The sequence below is a fragment of the Pseudomonas sp. H2_D02 genome (assembly GCF_054677635.1).
On sequence record NZ_CP162816.1, the window covers coordinates 5,041,342 to 5,058,636 of the forward strand.

16 protein-coding genes are annotated in these 17,295 nt (G+C 62.5%); 11 read left to right on the forward strand and 5 right to left on the reverse strand.

The features are described from left to right. The first annotated feature begins 186 nt into the window (after positions 1–186). On the forward strand, positions 187–402 hold the full coding sequence (gene rmf, locus AB4N42_RS22940) for a ribosome modulation factor (protein ID WP_003223300.1): 216 nt from the start codon (positions 187–189) through the stop codon (positions 400–402). 306 nt (positions 403–708) lie between these two features. Here the strand turns inward: rmf and AB4N42_RS22945 are convergent, their stop codons facing one another. Then, on the reverse strand, positions 709–1,728 hold the full coding sequence (locus tag AB4N42_RS22945) for a quinone-dependent dihydroorotate dehydrogenase (protein WP_460115419.1): 1,020 nt from the start codon (positions 1,726–1,728) through the stop codon (positions 709–711). 234 nt (positions 1,729–1,962) lie between these two features. On the opposite strand from AB4N42_RS22945, the gene AB4N42_RS22950 reads away from it, so the two are divergent. From AB4N42_RS22950 to AB4N42_RS22965, 4 genes are all read left to right on the forward strand, one after another. Next, entirely contained in the window at positions 1,963–3,174 is a 1,212-nt protein-coding gene (locus AB4N42_RS22950) for a CmpA/NrtA family ABC transporter substrate-binding protein (RefSeq protein ID WP_198797595.1), read from the forward strand. A 14-nt stretch (positions 3,175–3,188) separates the two neighbouring features. Continuing rightward, positions 3,189–3,764 carry an ANTAR domain-containing response regulator gene (locus AB4N42_RS22955; protein WP_025212689.1) on the forward strand — a complete coding sequence of 192 codons (576 nt, stop codon included), beginning with the start codon at positions 3,189–3,191 and terminating at the stop codon, positions 3,762–3,764. Positions 3,765–4,230: 466 nt separating this feature from the next. Then, a complete protein-coding gene (locus tag AB4N42_RS22960; RefSeq protein WP_334597194.1) occupies positions 4,231–5,442 on the forward strand; it encodes a nitrate/nitrite transporter in 1,212 nt (403 codons plus the stop codon). A gap of 9 nt (positions 5,443–5,451) precedes the next feature. Continuing rightward, a complete protein-coding gene (locus AB4N42_RS22965) occupies positions 5,452–7,122 on the forward strand; it encodes a protein kinase domain-containing protein (RefSeq protein WP_460115420.1) in 1,671 nt (556 codons plus the stop codon). Between the two features lie 51 nt (positions 7,123–7,173). Here the strand turns inward: AB4N42_RS22965 and AB4N42_RS22970 are convergent, their stop codons facing one another. Beyond that, on the reverse strand, positions 7,174–7,908 hold the full coding sequence (locus tag AB4N42_RS22970; protein WP_217861532.1) for a thioesterase II family protein: 735 nt from the start codon (positions 7,906–7,908) through the stop codon (positions 7,174–7,176). A 131-nt stretch (positions 7,909–8,039) separates the two neighbouring features. Here AB4N42_RS22970 and tam point away from each other — a divergent pair, with 131 nt between their 5' ends. Further along, entirely contained in the window at positions 8,040–8,810 is a 771-nt protein-coding gene (gene tam, locus AB4N42_RS22975) for a trans-aconitate 2-methyltransferase (protein ID WP_460115421.1), read from the forward strand. Positions 8,811–8,944: 134 nt separating this feature from the next. On the opposite strand, the gene AB4N42_RS22980 is transcribed toward tam, so the two are convergent. Beyond that, on the reverse strand, positions 8,945–9,397 hold the full coding sequence (locus tag AB4N42_RS22980; protein WP_217861531.1) for a carbohydrate binding domain-containing protein: 453 nt from the start codon (positions 9,395–9,397) through the stop codon (positions 8,945–8,947). A gap of 202 nt (positions 9,398–9,599) precedes the next feature. Between AB4N42_RS22980 and AB4N42_RS22985 the strand changes: the two genes are divergently transcribed. Continuing rightward, positions 9,600–10,733 carry a cupin-like domain-containing protein gene (locus tag AB4N42_RS22985; protein ID WP_460115422.1) on the forward strand — a complete coding sequence of 378 codons (1,134 nt, stop codon included), beginning with the start codon at positions 9,600–9,602 and terminating at the stop codon, positions 10,731–10,733. 180 nt (positions 10,734–10,913) lie between these two features. Here the strand turns inward: AB4N42_RS22985 and AB4N42_RS22990 are convergent, their stop codons facing one another. Then, positions 10,914–12,086, reverse strand: coding sequence for an MFS transporter (locus AB4N42_RS22990; RefSeq protein ID WP_030140863.1), 1,173 nt, complete (start codon positions 12,084–12,086; stop codon positions 10,914–10,916). A gap of 157 nt (positions 12,087–12,243) precedes the next feature. Here AB4N42_RS22990 and AB4N42_RS22995 point away from each other — a divergent pair, with 157 nt between their 5' ends. From AB4N42_RS22995 to AB4N42_RS23010, 4 genes are all read left to right on the forward strand, one after another. Next, on the forward strand, positions 12,244–13,044 hold the full coding sequence (locus AB4N42_RS22995) for an SDR family oxidoreductase (RefSeq protein WP_198797601.1): 801 nt from the start codon (positions 12,244–12,246) through the stop codon (positions 13,042–13,044). Then, complete coding sequence (locus AB4N42_RS23000) at positions 13,037–14,860, forward strand: glycoside hydrolase family 15 protein (protein ID WP_258650141.1); 1,824 nt, start codon at positions 13,037–13,039, stop codon at positions 14,858–14,860. Before AB4N42_RS22995 ends, AB4N42_RS23000 begins: the two co-directional genes overlap by 8 nt. A gap of 159 nt (positions 14,861–15,019) precedes the next feature. Further along, entirely contained in the window at positions 15,020–15,397 is a 378-nt protein-coding gene (locus AB4N42_RS23005; protein ID WP_030140860.1) for a hypothetical protein, read from the forward strand. A gap of 28 nt (positions 15,398–15,425) precedes the next feature. Beyond that, entirely contained in the window at positions 15,426–16,328 is a 903-nt protein-coding gene (locus AB4N42_RS23010) for an alpha/beta fold hydrolase (protein WP_407684364.1), read from the forward strand. On the opposite strand, the gene AB4N42_RS23015 is transcribed toward AB4N42_RS23010, so the two are convergent. After that, positions 16,297–17,283 (reverse strand): GlxA family transcriptional regulator, encoded by a 987-nt coding sequence (locus AB4N42_RS23015; RefSeq protein ID WP_030140858.1) that lies wholly within the window; start codon positions 17,281–17,283, stop codon positions 16,297–16,299. The two genes, AB4N42_RS23010 and AB4N42_RS23015, sit on opposite strands and share 32 nt — an antisense overlap. Positions 17,284–17,295 lie beyond the last annotated feature (12 nt).

Consider the following 17,295-nt stretch of genomic DNA (forward strand, 5'->3'; position numbering starts at 1 on the left):
TATGACAAAACGATCATTCCATCCGTGTGACGCTTTGGTTAGAACTCACCACAGGTTGACGTCGCAACGGCGTCAACACCTTGGCTCGTCACGCTTAGCAACGAGCCACCAACGGCAGAATGATTCTGCCCCGGCCTCGATAGAGGTCGACGCTAAGCAACAGTCAACAAGTGAGGGCAACACCCTATGAGAAGACTTAAGCGTGATCCGTTGGAAAGAGCTTTTTTACGCGGTTACCAATATGGCGTTGGTGGTAAATCCCGTGAGCTTTGCCCCTTTACTCTACCGTCGGTACGTCAAGCCTGGATCAATGGCTGGCGGGAAGGACGCGGCGACAACTGGGACGGTATGACCGGCACTGCGGGTATCCACAGACTCAACGAACTTCACGCCGTCGGCTGACACAGGGCCTATTACTCAAGAACTCGACAATCTGACATCCAAACCGATTTAACCACGCACGTCCCATCCGGACGGCGGGCTGCGGCCCAGGGGGCTCCTTCAAGGAGCCCTTTTTAATGCCCGGGTTTCTTGGACTTGAGCTGCAAACACTGCTGTGGCGAGGGGATTTATCCCCGCTGGGCTGCGCAGCAACCCCAAAAAGATCACACAATAAACCTGACACACCGAGAGCAGCTTACAGGGGCCGCTTCACGCCCAGCGGGGATAAATCCCCTCGCCACAAATGGACCTCACCAACCTTAGGAATCACCCCAACGCCGCAATCGCATCCACCGACTCGCGAATCAACGCTGGCCCCTTGTAGATGAACCCCGAATAAACCTGCACCAGGCTCGCCCCGGCGGTGATCTTCTCGGCGGCGTGCCGACCTTCGGTAATCCCGCCCGCCGCGATGATCGGCAAACGTCCCGCCAATTCACCCGCCAGGACTTTTACGGTGTGGGTGCTCTTGTCACGCACCGGCGCGCCAGACAAGCCGCCCGCCTCATCACCGTGTTCCAGCCCTTCGACACCTTCGCGGCCCAGCGTGGTATTGGTGGCGATCACCGCGTCCATGCCTGTCTCGATCAGCGCCTGGGCCACTTGGGCGGTTTCCTCGTCGCTCATGTCCGGGGCAATCTTGATCGCCAGCGGCACATGTCGGCCATGGGTGACCGCCAGCTCCGCACGGCGCCGGGCCAGGTCGGCCAGCAGTTGCTTGAGCGAATCACCGAACTGCAGGCTGCGCAGCCCCGGGGTGTTCGGGGAACTGACGTTCACGGTGATATAGCTGGCGTGGGCGTAGACCTTGTCCAGGCAGATCAGGTAATCGTCGACGGCACGCTCCACCGGGGTGTCGAAGTTCTTGCCGATGTTGATGCCCAGCACACCCTTGTACCTGGCCGCCGCGACACGGGCCAGCAGGTGATCGACGCCCAGGTTGTTGAAGCCCATGCGATTGATGATCGCCTCGGCCTGGGGCAGACGGAACAGTCGTGGCTTGGGGTTGCCCGGCTGCGGCCGCGGCGTCACGGTGCCGATTTCCACGAAGCCGAAACCCAATTGCGCGAAGCCGTCGATGGCCGCGCCATTCTTGTCCAGGCCCGCCGCCAGCCCGACCGGGTTGGGAAACTCCAGCCCCATGACCGTCACCGGCAGTTTCGCCGGGGCCTTGCACAGCAGACCGTTAAGGCCCAAGCGCCCGCCCGCGCCGATCAAGTCCAGGGACAGGTCGTGGGAGGTTTCCGGGGAGAATTTGAACAGCAGTTCACGGGCCAGGGTGTACATGGGCGGCTTTGACTCGGGCGACGAAATGAGGCGGCGATTATAGCCGCGCAACGGCGTCGCAAGCGAGGCGCTCGCACAAAACCGCAGCGCTGGCATATGCCTTGCACCTTTTTGGTCATCAGCGCCCCATGCCAACGACGGAATGAGTGCCGCACTGTTTCAAAGGACAACGGCGTCGGCGTCCGGCCTCTCCTGGCCAGGACACGGCGCCTTTTCATGTGGAAGGTGATATCGATGAATGAAGTTCCAGCCACGCCCCTGGCCTGGGTCAATGGCAGCGATGCCCCGGAAAAGAGCGCGATCAACCTCGGCTTCATGGCCTTGAGCGACTGCGCCCCGGTGGTGGTGGCCGCCACCCAAGGCTTCGCCCAACCCTACGGCCTGACCCTGAATCTCAAGCGCCAGGCATCCTGGGCCAACCTGCGGGACAAGCTGGTCAGCGGTGAAATCGATGCCGCCCACAGCCTCTATGGCTTGATCTACGCAGTGCATCTGGGCATTGGCGGCGTCGCACCGACGGACATGGCCGTGCTGATGGGGTTGAACCAGAACGGCCAGAGCATCAACCTCTCCCACGGCCTCCAGGCCCAAGGCGTGACCAGTCCTGAAGCACTGGAACGGCACGTGCACCAAACTCGCCCGAAACTGACCTTCGCCCAGACCTTCCCCACCGGCACCCATGCCATGTGGCTCTATTACTGGCTCGCGGCCCAGGGCATCCATCCGCTATCGGATGTCGACAGCGTCGTGGTGCCGCCGCCGCAGATGGTCGCCCACCTGCAAGCCGGGCGCATCGACGGTTTTTGCGTGGGCGAGCCCTGGTGCGCCAGTGCGGTAAAGCAAAACCTCGGTTTTACCCTGGCGACCACCCAGACCATCTGGCCCGACCACCCGGAAAAGGTCCTCGGCTGCACCCGCGCGTTCGTCGAGCAATACCCCAATACCGCCCGGGCGCTGGTAATGGCGATCCTGGAAGCAAGCCGCTTCATCGAGCAAAGCACTGAAAACCGTCGCAGCACCGCACAACTGTTGAGCGCACCCGAATACCTCGACGCGCCGCTGGACTGCATCGAGCCGCGCTTGCTGGGCATCTATGCCGACGGCTTGGGCAACAGTTGGCAGGACCCCCATGCCATGCGCTTCCACGGAGGCGGCGAGGTGAACCTGCCATACTTGTCCGATGGCATGTGGTTCATGACCCAGTTCCGTCGCTGGGGCCTGCTGCGTGAAGACCCGGACTACCTGGCCGTCGCGCGCCAGGTCCAGCAGCTCAAGCTGTACCGTGAAGCCGCCGCGGCGCTGGGCGTAATCTCCCCAGGCCAGGACATGCGCAGCAGCCAACTGATCGACGGCACCACCTGGGACGGCACTGATCCGGCCGGGTACGCCCGCAGCTTCAAACTGCACGCCTTGAGCGATGCGGCTCCCCTTCTCGCCAGCCGCTGACAGGAGCCACGACCATGCTGCGTATCCTGCTGATCAACGACACCGCGAAAAAAGTCGGTCGCCTGAAAGCCGCCCTGATTGAAGCCGGTTTCGAAGTGATCGACGAATCCGGCCTGACCATCGACCTGCCGGCGCGCGTCGAAACAGTGCGTCCGGACGTGATCCTGATCGATACCGAGTCACCCGGACGCGATGTGATGGAGCAAGTGGTGCTGGTCAGTCGTGACCAGCCGCGACCGATCGTCATGTTTACCGACGAGCACGACCCGGATGTAATGCGCCAGGCGATCAAGTCGGGCGTCAGCGCCTACATCGTCGAAGGCATCCATGCCGCGCGCCTGCAACCGATCCTCGACGTCGCCATGGCCCGCTTCGAAAGCGACCAGGCCCTGCGCGCCCAACTCCTGGCCCGGGACCAGCAACTGGCCGAACGCAAGCGCATCGAACTGGCCAAGGGCATGCTCATGAAGATGAAGGAGTGCAACGAGGAACAGGCCTACACCCTGATGCGCCGCCAGGCCATGAGCCGCCAGCAGAAGCTGATCCAGGTGGCGGAGCAGATCATTGCCATGAATGAGCTGCTGGGCTGAAAGCCTTGTAGCGCAGGGCCTGCCGCCATCGCGAGCAGGCTCGCTCCCACAGGTCCGAGCACACCTCTGGCCCCTGTGGGAGCGAGCTTGCTCGCGATAGCTATCTAGCCTTCAACATCGCAATCGACTGACCCACCGTCATCGCGAGCAAGCTCGCTCCCACATTGATCTCAGGGTGAGCACTAGCATTTGCGAACGCTCCCGATCCACTGTGAGAGCGAGCCCGCTCGCGAAGGGCTCGCCCCGAATTATCAGGTTGGCACAGATCTCGCTTAACCCACCCCACAGGTAACCAACGGCGGTTGCCCCACCTACGACAAAGACGTCGCATACCCCATTGCCCTCCAGCAATCCGGGTTGCGGCGTTTTTTTGTTTTGGTCCTGCGGGACCGGTGGTGCGACCACAGGCGGCGCACTGCTCAAAGCACTGACTCATTTCTCGAGACTTTTACAGCTGAGGTGCGCGATGAATTCAAGCTTCTGGAAATCCGGCCATACCCCGACACTGTTCGCGGCCTTCCTCTATTTCGACCTGAGTTTCATGGTCTGGTACCTGCTTGGCCCATTGGCGGTGCAGATATCCACCGACCTGCACCTGACCACTCAACAGCGCGGCCTGATGGTCGCCACGCCGATCCTCGCCGGCGCCGTACTGCGCTTGTTCATGGGTCTGCTGGCCGACCGGATTTCACCCAAGACCGCCGGCATGGTCGGCCAGGTGATCGTCATCGGTGCGCTGTTCTGCGCCTGGAAACTCGGCATCCACAGCTATGAACAAGCGTTGCTGCTGGGCCTGTTCCTGGGCGTGGCCGGTGCTTCGTTCGCCGTCGCCCTGCCACTGGCGTCCCAGTGGTATCCGCCCCAGCACCAAGGCAAGGCCATGGGCATCGCCGGTGCGGGCAACTCCGGCACCGTGCTCGCTGCATTGATCGCACCGGTCATGGCCGTGGCCTTTGGCTGGACCAATGTGTTCGGCTTCGCGCTGATCCCGCTGGTCCTGACCCTGATCGCCTTCAGCTTGATGGCCAAGAACGCCCCCGAGCGGCCGAAAGCCAAATCCATGGCTGACTACCTCAAGGCCCTCGGCGATCGCGACAGCTGGTGGTTCATGTTTTTCTACAGCGTGACCTTTGGCGGCTTCATCGGCCTGGCCAGCGCCCTGCCCGGCTACTTCAACGACCAATACGGCCTGAGCCCGGTCACCGCCGGCTACTACACCGCCGCCTGCGTCTTCGGTGGCAGCCTGATGCGCCCACTGGGCGGCGCCTTGGCAGACCGTTTCGGCGGCATCCGCACCCTGCTGGGCATGTACACCGTGGCGGCTATCTGCATCGCTGCCGTGGGTTTCAACCTGCCAAGTTCCTACGCGGCGCTGGCACTGTTCGTGTGCACCATGCTCGGTCTGGGTGCAGGCAACGGTGCGGTGTTCCAACTGGTGCCACAACGTTTCCGTCGCGAAATCGGCGTGATGACTGGTTTGATCGGCATGGCCGGCGGCATCGGCGGCTTCGCCCTGGCGGCGGGCATGGGTGCGATCAAGCAGAGCACTGGCAGCTATCAACTGGCGTTGTGGTTGTTTGCCAGCCTCGGTGTCCTGGCCTGGTTCGGCCTGCACGGCGTCAAGCGTCGCTGGAGAACCACCTGGGGTTCGGCCGCCGTCACCGCCGCTCGGGTATAACCTGCAACCATGAGCCTGCAATTGAGTTTCGCCGAGGCCAGCGCCATCGGCCCCCGGGAAGAAAACCAGGACGCCCTGCGCCTGGTCACCCCCGCCCCGGCCTTGGCCGCCAGCAAGGGTTACCTGTTCGCCATCGCCGACGGCGTGAGCCAATGCGCCGATGGCGGATTGGCCGCCCGCTCGACCTTGCAAGCGCTGGCCTTGGATTACTACTCCACGCCGCAAACCTGGGGCGTGGCCCAGGCGCTGGACCGGCTGTTACTGGCACAGAACCGCTGGTTGCAAGCCAACGGTGGCGGGCAACCGCTGCTCACCACCGTCAGCGCGCTGGTGCTGCGGGGCCGGCGCTTCACCCTGGCCCATGTCGGTGATTGCCGGGTCTACCGTTGGCAAGCCGATCATCTGCAACGGATCAGCGAAGATCACGTCTGGGAACAACAGGGCATGCAACACGTGCTCAAGCGTGCCCTGGGGCTGGATCAACACCTGATCCTGGATTTCCTCGACGGGGAACTGCGCGAGGACGAAACTTTCGTGCTGCTCAGTGACGGCGTGTGGGCAGTACTCGGCGACACCGCCATCGCCGGCATTCTGCGTGACCAGCCAGACCTCGAACTCGCGGCCCAGACATTGGTGAACGCCGCCCACCTGGCCGGCAGCCAGGACAACGCCAGTGCGTTGCTGGTGCGCGTCGATGCCTTGGGCGAAGCCAGCATCGGCGATGCGTTGATCCAGCTCCAGCAGTGGCCGTTGCCGCCGACGCTGAAGCCCGGCCAGGCCTTCGAGGGTTGGCAGATCGAAAGTTTGCTCGGCCAGAGCCAGCAATCGTTGCTTTACCGGGTCCACGACGGCCAGGGCCAACCCTGGCTACTGAAAACCTTGCCTGCGCAACTGCGGGACGATTCTCGGGCCGGGCAGGCCTTGTTGTCGGAAGAATGGTTTCTCAAGCGAGTCGCCGGCAGGCAATTTCCCGAAGTGCATGGCGTGCCCCAGCGCCAGCATCTGTACTACGTGATGCGCGAATATTCGGGCATGACCCTGGCCGAGATGTTCGACCGGACCGGCACGCTGCCCCTGGCGCAATGGCAGGACCTCGCACAACGGCTGGTGCGGGCGGTGGGCCTGTTGCATCGACGGCAGATCTACCACCGCGACATCAAGCCGGAAAACCTGCACCTGGGCGACGACGGTGAACTTCGCCTATTGGATTTTGGCCTGGCGTATTGCCCAGGTTTGTCCGAGGACCAGGCCAACGTCTTGCCTGGCACGCCCAGCTACATTGCTCCGGAAGCCTTCGGCGGTGCCGCGCCGACCGCTCAACAGGATTTGTACTCGGTCGGCGTGACCTTGTATTTCCTGCTGACCGGGCACTATCCCTACGGTGAAGTCGAAGCCTTCCAGCGCCCGCGCTTCGGCGTGCCGGTCAGCGCCAGCCGCTATCGACCGGACCTCGCCGAATGGCTCGGGCAAAGCCTCGAACGTGCCGTCGCCGCGGACCCGGACCAGCGCTTTGAAACCGCCGAGGAATGGTTGCTGTTGCTGGAACAGGGCGAGCGCCGCAGCTTGAGCGTAAGGCCCCGGCCCCTGCTGGAGAGAGAACCGCTGAAGGTGTGGCGAACGTTGGCGCTGGTGTCGCTGGTCGTGAATATCGTGCTGTTGTTCCTGGTATTCCACGGCTGAAATCGGCCGCTCCCCGCAAGGGATTGTCTTGCGGCAAGCCTGGAAATCAGCTCAAGCGCTGATCGCCAGGCCATGCCGGCGATGATGCACGCTCAACTGATCCTTGATCAGTCGCAGCACCCGGGCTTCGTGCTCATGGATGAAGAAATGCCCACCCGCGAGCATGTCCACGGAGAAACTGCCGCAGGTTTCCCGGCTCCAGCCAATCAGTTGTTCCGTGGTGGCCTTGTCGGCCGCGCCGCCGAGCACATGCACGGGGCAGTTCAGCGGTGATCGAAGCTTGGGTTGGTAGCGCCCGCAGAGCAGGAAATCCGCCCGCAGCACGGGCAAGGTCAGGGCCATCAATTCTTCGTTGGCCAACACTTCTTCGCTGGTGCCATTGAGGGTGCGCAACTGGTCGATCAGTTCCGCATCGGTTTTCGGCTCGGCGAAGCCGCGATCGTAATCGGCGCGCATCGTCGGCGCCGCCGTACCCGAGGCAAACAGCGCCACCGGTTCCGGGCAACCCAGTTCACGCAAGGCATGGGCGATTTCGCAGGCCAGCAACGCCCCCAGGCTGTGACCGAACAGAGCGTAAGGAGCCCGGAGCGTCGGGAACAGCTCTCGTGCCAGTTGCCTCGCCAACGGCCCCATGTCGGTGTGCAGCGGCTCGGCAAAACGCGCCCCGCGCCCTGGCAATTCCACCGGTTGCACCGTCAGCCACTGTGGCACCTTGCGCCGCCAGCGGCTGTAAACCATCGCACTGGCGCCTGAATACGGCAGGCAGAGCAGGGTCAGTTGGGTCACTGCGGTTTTCTCCGATCGTTTGTATAAAAAGAATAACGAGGCCGGGCCGTGGAAAATTAGTCACCGGCCCCACGTCCGGATGCGGCTTATAATGCCCGCCCCATGGCTTTGGTCTGCCCAAGGAGAACACAATGAGCTGGTCCGCCCAACAATATGTTGCTTTCGAACAGGAACGCACCCGCCCTTCCCGCGATCTGCTGGCAGCGATCCCGCAAATACAGGCGCGCCAGGTGATCGACCTGGGCTGCGGCCCCGGCAACTCCACCGAATTGTTGGTGGACCATTTTCCCGGCGCAACGGTGCGTGGCCTGGACAGTTCCGCCGACATGGTCGAAGCCGCCCGCAAGCGCTTGCCCAACGTGTCATTCGACACGGCAGACATCGGCCGATGGAACGAAAACGGTCCCTTCGACGTGATCTTCGCCAACGCCGTGCTGCAATGGCTGCCGGACCACGCCACTCTGCTGCCATCGCTGGTGGACAAGCTCACGCCAGGTGGCAGCCTGGCGATCCAGATGCCCGACACCCTGCACCAGCCGTCCCATCGCTTGATGCGAGACATCGCTGCCAGCGGCCCCTGGGCCAGCCAACTGGCCGGCGCGGCCGATTCTCGGACCGAGGTGGAGGATGCCGCCACCTATTTCAAGATCCTCAAACCCCATTGCACTCGCGTCGATGTGTGGCGCACCACCTACCACCATCCGCTGGCCGGTGGTGCCACGGGGATCGTGGAATGGTTCAAGGGCAGCGGCCTGCGTCCGTTCCTCGAACCCCTGGACGAAGCGCAACGCGAGGACTATCTGACGCAGTACCACAAGGCCATCGAACAGGCTTATCCAGCCCTGGACGATGGCTCGGTCCTGCTGCCGTTTCCAAGGTTGTTCATCGTCGCGACGCGCTAGGGCGATGGTCGGGAATGAGGACAAAACACCAGGCCGAACCGGTCGCAACAAAAGGAAAAAGAACTGAGAATAGTGCGAAACCATTCCCAGCTCTAATCTCAAACAAGTTAAAAAATTACAAACACGTAGAACTGCTAAAGCTCTCGAATATGAATATTATCAACATCAACAATTGGATCACCAAAATCAACAAGTGCTTGACGGATCCAGATTTCTCCAGCACCCGCGTCCTCACTCGTCATAGTAAACGTGAACTTATAGGTCTCCCAATGAGGTGTTACTTTAAAGTTTTCGTTCCCTTCTTCTGCAGCGCCATAGACAGTCATAGCCAGATACGCACGCCCATAAGTTTCAGAGGTTCCTCGAGCCAGAACGCTCATCTCATAACTTTTACCTAAGACGAAAGAAATTCCTGTATGAGCCAATCTGGGAAATTTACCAACCGCGACCAGTTCACAGTAATAGTTACCCTTTTGCCCCTCTTTGATGGATGCGTTTTGCACTAACACCCAACCGTTGGTGTTTCGACCTGAAAAATCAGTATAGTGATCGAGTTTATTTATTCCGGTTGATTTTGAAGTAGTCATGGTTGAACGTCCTCTGTGTATTGAAGTGTTATTCAATCCCGTTCCTGAATTACTGGCTACTGTCAAACTTTACAGGTACGGGGCCTTTCCCGACGGATGGCCAGAGAGTCATTTACTTAGGCGATGGTCGGGTGGCGAGGGCTAAATTTCTGATCCAGGCCCTCGTTACCTGCTAAGACCAAAACCCGCAAGAGTGATCGCCGTGGACCTGCAAACCATCCTGGGCAAGCTGTTCGCCAATGCCGGCGCCGTTGGCATCGAAGGCGTCTTCCAATTCGTGTTCGGCCCGCACCAGGCGTTCTGGTCCGAGGTCAAGGCCAGCAGCCATACCCAGGCTGGCCGCCACGCCAGCCCCGACGTGACCATCGAAGTGGCGGAAAAGGACTTTCTCGGGATCATGGCCGGCCTGGCCAACGTCGAGGAACTGTTCGCCAGCGGTCGCCTGAAGATCGGCGGCAACATGGGCCTGGCGACGTTATTGCCGCAGATCATCGACCATGCGCGCCACGGCAATCGGCCGGTGGAAAAGGTCGACATGAACAAGCGCTACCCGACCCCATCGCGCTTCAGCGAAACCCTCACCGCCAGCCTGCCAATCCAACGCACCATCGAGCGTCAGCCGCGCAGCGAGTTATCGGTGCAAGACTTCCAGGCGCGCTATCTGCCCCATGGCATCCCGGTGATCATCAGCGATGCGCTGCAGGACTGGCCCTTGTTCAAGCTCAGCCGGGAACAAACCCTGGTGCATTTCGCCGAGCTGCAAGGCATCACCCGCCATGGCGATTATGTGAAGAAGACCTTTTCCACCGAGCGGGACTTTCGCTCCACCTCCATGGCGGACTTCATCGCCTCCCTCGACAGCCCGGCGCCCAAGCGCGCCGACGGCGAACCACCGGCCTACATGGGCAACAATATCTTGCCGGCGCAGTTGATGGAGCTGATCAAATATCCGCCCTATTTCGATCCGTCGCTGTTCATTCCGCCGCGCATCTGGATCGGCCCCAAGGGCACCCTCACGCCGCTGCACCGCGACGACACCGACAACCTGTTCGCCCAGGTCTGGGGCCAGAAAACCTTCACCCTCGCCGCGCCCCATCACCGCGAGGCACTGGGCACCTGGTCGACCGCGCCCCAAGGCGGATTGGACGGCTGTGATTTCAACCCGGACGCGCCGGACTACGAGCGTTTCCCCAGCGCCCGGAACGTGACGTTCATGCGGGTGACGCTGGAGGCCGGGGACCTGCTGTTTTTGCCGGAGGGTTGGTTTCACCAGGTGGAGTCGGTGTCCACCTCGCTGTCGGTGAATTTCTGGGTGAATTCGGGGCGGGGTTGGTGACAACACTAGCGGAGCCGACCTTGTGGCGAGGGGATTTATCCCCGTTGGGCTGCGTAGCAGCCCCTCAAAAGGACAACGCGTTTAGCTTGATGTATATCAAGTAGAAGGGTTGGGACTGCTGCGCAGTCCAGCGGGGCGGTGCGACGTTTCGCTAAATCCCCTCGCCACAGCGCTTTGCGCTCACCTTTGCTGGCGATAACTCTGCACCGCCGACCCAAGCACCACCGCCCCGGCCGCAATCGCCAGCCAGAACCCACTGCGTGCGCCAAACGTATCCACCAGCCACCCCGAACCGGCCGCGCCGATCGCCACGCCGATGCTCAGGCCGGTCACCAGCCAGGTCAGGCCTTCGGTCAGCCGGGCCGGCGGCACGATACGCTCCACCAGGGCCATGGCGACGATCAGCGTCGGCGCGAAGAACAACCCGGCGACGAACACGGCCAGGGACAAGCCGAGGATATTGCTCGCCAACAGCAACGGCAGCGTGGTGACTGCCGTCGCTACGCCGCCATACAGGAACAGCCGCGGCAATGGCAGTTTCGAGCGCAGCGCGCCGAACGCCAGCCCGGCCAGGCACGAACCGATCGCATAGACCGACAGCACGATGCTCGCCGCCGCGGGCTGCCCCTGCTGCTGGGCGAACGCGACGCTGACCACGTCCACCACCCCGACGATGACCCCCATGGCGACCATCAACGACAGCAGCAAAAGCACATCGACTGAACCAATGATCGAGCCCTGATGATGCGCCTGGTGCGGATGCACCGGCGGCTCGGTGCCACGCTGCAGGACAAACGCCGTGACGCCGATCGCCAGCAGCAACACCGAGGCCAGCGGCCCCGCCTCGGGAAACGCCACCACGCACAAACCCACCGACAACGGCGGCCCGACGATGAAGCAGACCTCGTCCAGCACCGACTCCAGCGCATAAGCGGTGCGCAATTGCGGCTGGCCGCGATACACCTCGGTCCAGCGCGCCCGCACCATCGCCGACATACTCGGCATGCAACCGGCCAGCGCGGCGAACAGGAACAGCGTCCAATGGGGCGCCTGCAATCGCGTGCACAACAACAGCATCAACAACGCCCCGCCGCCCAGCAACGCTGACACCGGCAACACCCGCCCCTGGCCGAAACGGTCCACCAGCCGCGACACCTGGGGCGCGCAGAACGCGGTCGCCAGGGCAAACGTTGCCGCCACCGCGCCGGCCAATCCATAGCCGCCCTTGAGTTGCGCAAGCATGGTGATCAGGCCGATGCCGGTCATTGATATGGGCATGCGCGCGACCATCCCCGCCAGCACGAAGCCGCGGCTGCCGGGGGCTGTGAACAATTCACGATAGGGGTTTGCCATGGGACGCGGCCTCAACAAGGGCCTGCAACTTGCCATAAACGACCGGGCCGGGGAAAGCGCAAAACTGTGGGTGAAATGTGAAGACTGTTTCCCGCAAATGAACTCTCGGCACGTGGCGCCAGTCAGCAAGTAAGGCCCTCAGTTCAAGGTGCTACCCATGCAGATTTCCCTCGCCCGACAAGTAGCCTTGGTGACCGGCGCCAGCTCCGGCATTGGCGCTGGCTCGGCAAAGGCGCTGGCGGCGGCCGGTGCCGCCGTGGTCCTCAACTACCATTCCAGCGCCGGCCCGGCCGAAGAGCTGGCCCGCGAGATCAACGACAGTGGCGGCCGCGCCATCGCCATCGGCGCCGACGTGTCGAAGGAGCAGGACGTTGAACGCTTGTTCGCCCAGGCCCTCGACGCCTTCGGTACGCTGGACATTCTCGTCGCCAACTCCGGCCTGCAAAAAGACGCTGCCGCCGTCGACATGAGCCTGGACGACTGGAACACCGTCATCGGCGTCAATCTCACCGGCCAGTTCCTCTGCGCCCGCGCCGCCCTGCGAATCTTCAACCGCCAGGGCATTCGCCAAGGCGTGTCCCGCGCCGCTGGCAAGATCATCCATATGAGTTCGGTGCACCAGCGCATTCCCTGGGCCGGCCACGTCAACTACGCAGCATCCAAGGGCGGCATCGACCAGCTCATGCAGACCCTGGCCCAGGAAACCAGTCACCAGCGCATCCGCATCAATAGCATCGCCCCCGGCGCCATCCGCACGGCGATCAACCGGGAGGCCATGGAGGGCGACAATGAGCAGAAAATCCTGGAGCTCATCCCCTACGGTCGGGTCGGCGATGTGGAAGATGTCGCCAACGCGGTGGTCTGGCTGGCGTCGGATTTGTCCGATTATGTCGTGGGCACCACGCTGTTCATCGATGGCGGAATGAGCCTCTATCCGGGGTTCCGCGGCAATGGCTGATCATGACGAACCGCAAAGCCCCATCGAGAACCACGGGATCATTGGCGACATGCGCACTGCCGCGCTGGTCAACGATCGTGGCAGCGTAGATTTTTTCTGCTGGCCGGAATTCGACAGCCCGTCGATCTTCTGTTCGCTGCTGGACACCGCCGAGGCCGGTATCTTTCAACTCGCGCCGGACTTGCCGGATGCCCGTCGCCAGCAAATCTACCTACCCGACACCAACGTCCTGCAGACCCGCTGGCTAAGCGACGGCGTTGTGGTGGAGATTACCGACCTGCTGCCCATCGGCGACAGCGAGGATGACCTGCCCGTGCTGATGCGGCGGGTGCGCATGACGGTCGGCAGTGCGACATTTCGCATGCGTTGCGCGGTGCGCCATGACTATTCCCGTGCCGCGACCACGGCGCACCAGGACGGCGACCACGTCATCTTCGAGGCCGCGCAACAACCGAGCCTGCGCCTGTGCGCCGACCAGCCCATGACGCTGGACGGCCAGGCGGCGGTGGCCGAGTTCACCCTGGCGCAAGGCCAGACGGCGGAGTTTCTTCTCGGAGGCATCGACGACACGCGCCTGGTGGATAACACCAGCACGCTGTGCCTGGAGCGAACCCTGGCGTTCTGGCGCGGCTGGATCAGCCAATCCAACTACCGCGGTCGCTGGCGAGAAATGGTCAACCGCTCCGCGCTGGCGCTGAAACTGCTGACGTCACGTAAACAAGGCGCCATCCTCGCCGCCGCCACCTTCGGCCTGCCGGAAACACGCGGTGGCGAGCGCAATTGGGATTACCGCTACACCTGGATCCGCGACGCCTCGTTCACCGTCTACGCATTCATGCGCCTGGGCTTTGTCGATGAAGCCAACGCCTACATGCGCTGGCTGCGTGGCCGGGTCAGCGACTGCCGCGATCAACCGACCAAACTCAACATCCTCTACGGCCTGGACGGTCGGCTTGAGCTGCCCGAAACCGAACTGACACACCTGAGCGGCTACGGCAACGCGCGGCCGGTGCGCATCGGCAACCTGGCGTACGAGCAAGTGCAGTTGGACATCTTCGGTGAGTTGATGGACGCGGTGTACCTGGTCAACAAATACGGCGAAGCCATTTCCCATCAGGGCTGGAAACACACGGTCGATGTGGTGGACCAGGTGTGCACGATCTGGCAGGACAAGGATGTCGGCATCTGGGAAATGCGCGGCGAGGAGCAGCATTTTTTGCATTCGCGGCTGATGTGCTGGGTCGCCGTGGACCGCGCCATTCGCCTGGCAAGCAAACGCTCCCTGCCCGCCCCGTTCGCCCGCTGGGATGAGACGCGCCAGGCCATCTACGAAGACATCTGGACGAACTTCTGGAACGACGAGCATCAGCATTTCGTCCAGCGCCTGGGCAGCACCGCCCTCGACGGCTCGATGCTGTTGATGCCGCTGGTGCGCTTCGTCAGTGCCCGCGACCCGCGCTGGTTGTCGACGCTGGACGCCATCGAAAAGGACCTGGTGCGCGACGGTATGGTCTATCGCTACCGCACCGACGACGACCCTATCGACGGCCTCATTGGCACCGAAGGTTCATTCGTCGCTTGCTCGTTCTGGTACGTCGAATGCCTGGCCCGCGCTGGCCGCGTGGAAAAAGCCCAACTGGAATTCGAGCAGTTGCTGCGCTACGCCAATCCGCTGGGATTGTATGCCGAGGAATTCGACAGCCACGGTTATCACCTCGGCAATCTTCCCCAGGCGTTGAGCCATTTGGCGCTGATCAGCGCGGCGACCTTCCTGGATCGCAAGTTGAGTGGAGAGAAAAATCATTGGCAGCCGTGAGCTGCGCTCGGACTAGTAGTGGAAATGTTCCTTTTGTGGCGACCGTCCACATTTCATCCTTATGCCTGTGCCAGGTTGCCAGCCCCGCATCCCTCTCCTAAGATCGATGCACGCAAGGGTGCAGCGGAGCTGCCCTAAAACCCGATTCAAGGACCCGACATGACCCATATCAAACGCTCAATCACCACCGAGCCCCGATCAGGGCTGACCCGCGAAGAACTCTGGGACGAACAGGACAAGGGCCTTATCAAATGCTGGGAAATCGGTCGCGACCGGGCGGCGAGGTTCCCCGAACTGGCGCAACGCTGTTTGGCCGGTGAACTGCCGGTGCTGGGTTGGAAAGGCGGAGTCAGCCGCAGCCTGAAGAAAACCGCCAAGTTCGGTTGTCTCAAGTACCTGGCCCAATGGCAGGGCCTGCGCGGCGAAGACCTCGACATCGACCTGACCCAGGAGCGCACCCTGACCTGCTCCAGCACGAACATGGTCGTGACGTTCACACCGGACCGGGCCAAATACCTGAACCAGGAGCCCGCCTGACCCCAACCGATTGAAGCCGGAGACCGACATGACATCTGCGCCCAAGGTCAATTTCGCGGTGACGCCACTGCTGCGCATCGCCTACGAAGAACACGGCCCTGCCAGCGGCGACCCGATCATCCTGCTGCACGGCTTCCCCTATGATCCGCGTACCTTCGATGAAGTTGCCCCGGTCCTGGCCCAACGCGGCTATCGAGTCATCGTGCCGTACTTGCGCGGCTACGGCCCAACCCGGTTCAACAACCCAGCCATCGCCCGCTCCGGGCAACAGGCGGCGTTGGCCCAGGACCTGCTGGACCTGATGCACGCGGTCGACATTCCCCAAGCGGCGCTGTGCGGCTATGACTGGGGAGGCCGCGCCGCCTGCATCGTCGCCGCCCTGTGGCCCGAACGCGTGCGCTGCCTGGTCGCGGGCGACGGCTATATCGTGCAGGACATTCCTGGCTCGACCCAACCGCTGGGTCCCGAAGATGAACATCGCCTGTGGTACCAGTATTACTTTCACACCGCCCGGGGCGTCGAAGGCCTGACGCAGAATCGGCGTGAACTGTGCCAATTGCTCTGGCGCCTCTGGTCGCCAACCTGGAAACGCGGCGCCGAGCTGTATCCGCTCACCGCCCCGTCATTCGAGAACCCGGACTTTGTCGACGTGGTGATTCATTCCTACCGGCATCGCTTCATGTACGCGCCGGGAGATCCGACGCTTGAGTGGATGGAGGAGCAACTGGCGGCGCAACCGGCCATCAGCGTGCCGAGCATTTCCCTGCGCGGGGCCGATGATGGTGTGGGACCGCCGTCCGAACACGACGAAGATGCCGGGCATTTTACCGGCCACTACGAACGCCGCGTGCTAGCCGGCGTCGGCCATAACATTCCTCAGGAAGCCCCCGAGGCTACGGTCAAGGCGTTACTGGATCTGCTTGAGCGTTGAATCGCTCCCGATAGGCCTGGGGCGTCACGCCCACGGCTCGCAAAAAGCTGCGGCGCAGGGTTTCTTCGCTACCGAAGCCACATTGCAGGGCGACGCGCTTGACCGGCACCGCGCTGTCGGCAAGCAGGCGGCGGGCGGTCTCGACGCGGATCAGTTCCACGGCGCGGGCCGGGGTCTGGCCGGTCTCGGCGCGGTAATGACGGACAAAACTGCGTTCACTCATGCCCGCCTCGGCAGCCAGGCTCGACAAGCCCAGGTCCCGCGTCAGGTGCTCGGCGATCCAAGCATGTAATTTATCAAAGCGACCGCCCTGTTTTTGTAGCGCCAAGGTAGCGCTGAACTGCGATTGCCCACCAGGACGCTTGAGAAACACCACCAAGTGCCGCGCAACCTCCAGGGCCATCGCCCGACCAAGGTCCTCTTCGACCAACGCCAGTGCGAGGTCGATCCCGGCCGTGACCCCGGCCGACGTCCAGACCGAGCCGTCCTTGATGAAAATTGGATTGGGTTCGACTTGCAATTGCGGGTGTTGCTTGGCCAGTTGTTCGCAGCGGGTCCAGTGAGTCGCCACCCGGCGCCCGTCCAGCCAACCACTTGCCGCCAACAGGAACGCGCCGGTACACACTGACGCGACCCTTCGCGAGCGCACTCCTTGGTGTTTGACCCAGGCCACCAGGGCCGGATCCTCGGCGGCTTCGTATACGCCCCAACCACCGGCGATCAACAACGTGTCGCTGTCTTCGTCGGGGAGCGGATCGGCCATCAGCGCCAACCCTGCCGAAGACATCACCGCCCCGCCACCGGCAGCGACGACGGTCGGCGCATACGGCATCGGCAAGCCTTGCGCACGGGCCAGATCGTTGGCCGACGCGAACACCTGCAAGGGCCCTGTGACGTCCAGCACCTGAACGTTGGCAAAGGCCAGCACATGAATGGATTTCGGCGTATTTGGCATATTGGCGTGATT

Bases quoted from the DNA above. Each gene is read 5' to 3' on its own strand.
- AB4N42_RS23000 (WP_258650141.1), top strand. From the start codon at position 13,037: ATGGCTGATCATGACGAACCGCAAAGCCCCATCGAGAACCACGGGATC.
- AB4N42_RS23005 (WP_030140860.1), top strand. From the start codon at position 15,020: ATGACCCATATCAAACGCTCAATCACCACCGAGCCCCGATCAGGGCTG.
- tam (WP_460115421.1), top strand. From the start codon at position 8,040: ATGAGCTGGTCCGCCCAACAATATGTTGCTTTCGAACAGGAACGCACC.
- AB4N42_RS22995 (WP_198797601.1), top strand. From the start codon at position 12,244: ATGCAGATTTCCCTCGCCCGACAAGTAGCCTTGGTGACCGGCGCCAGC.
- AB4N42_RS22950 (WP_198797595.1), top strand. From the start codon at position 1,963: ATGAATGAAGTTCCAGCCACGCCCCTGGCCTGGGTCAATGGCAGCGAT.
- AB4N42_RS22960 (WP_334597194.1), top strand. From the start codon at position 4,231: ATGAATTCAAGCTTCTGGAAATCCGGCCATACCCCGACACTGTTCGCG.
- AB4N42_RS22980 (WP_217861531.1), bottom strand. From the start codon at position 9,397: ATGACTACTTCAAAATCAACCGGAATAAATAAACTCGATCACTATACT.
- AB4N42_RS22955 (WP_025212689.1), top strand. From the start codon at position 3,189: ATGCTGCGTATCCTGCTGATCAACGACACCGCGAAAAAAGTCGGTCGC.
- rmf (WP_003223300.1), top strand. From the start codon at position 187: ATGAGAAGACTTAAGCGTGATCCGTTGGAAAGAGCTTTTTTACGCGGT.
- AB4N42_RS22990 (WP_030140863.1), bottom strand. From the start codon at position 12,086: ATGGCAAACCCCTATCGTGAATTGTTCACAGCCCCCGGCAGCCGCGGC.
- AB4N42_RS22965 (WP_460115420.1), top strand. From the start codon at position 5,452: ATGAGCCTGCAATTGAGTTTCGCCGAGGCCAGCGCCATCGGCCCCCGG.
- AB4N42_RS22945 (WP_460115419.1), bottom strand. From the start codon at position 1,728: ATGTACACCCTGGCCCGTGAACTGCTGTTCAAATTCTCCCCGGAAACC.
- AB4N42_RS23015 (WP_030140858.1), bottom strand. From the start codon at position 17,283: ATGCCAAATACGCCGAAATCCATTCATGTGCTGGCCTTTGCCAACGTT.
- AB4N42_RS23010 (WP_407684364.1), top strand. From the start codon at position 15,426: ATGACATCTGCGCCCAAGGTCAATTTCGCGGTGACGCCACTGCTGCGC.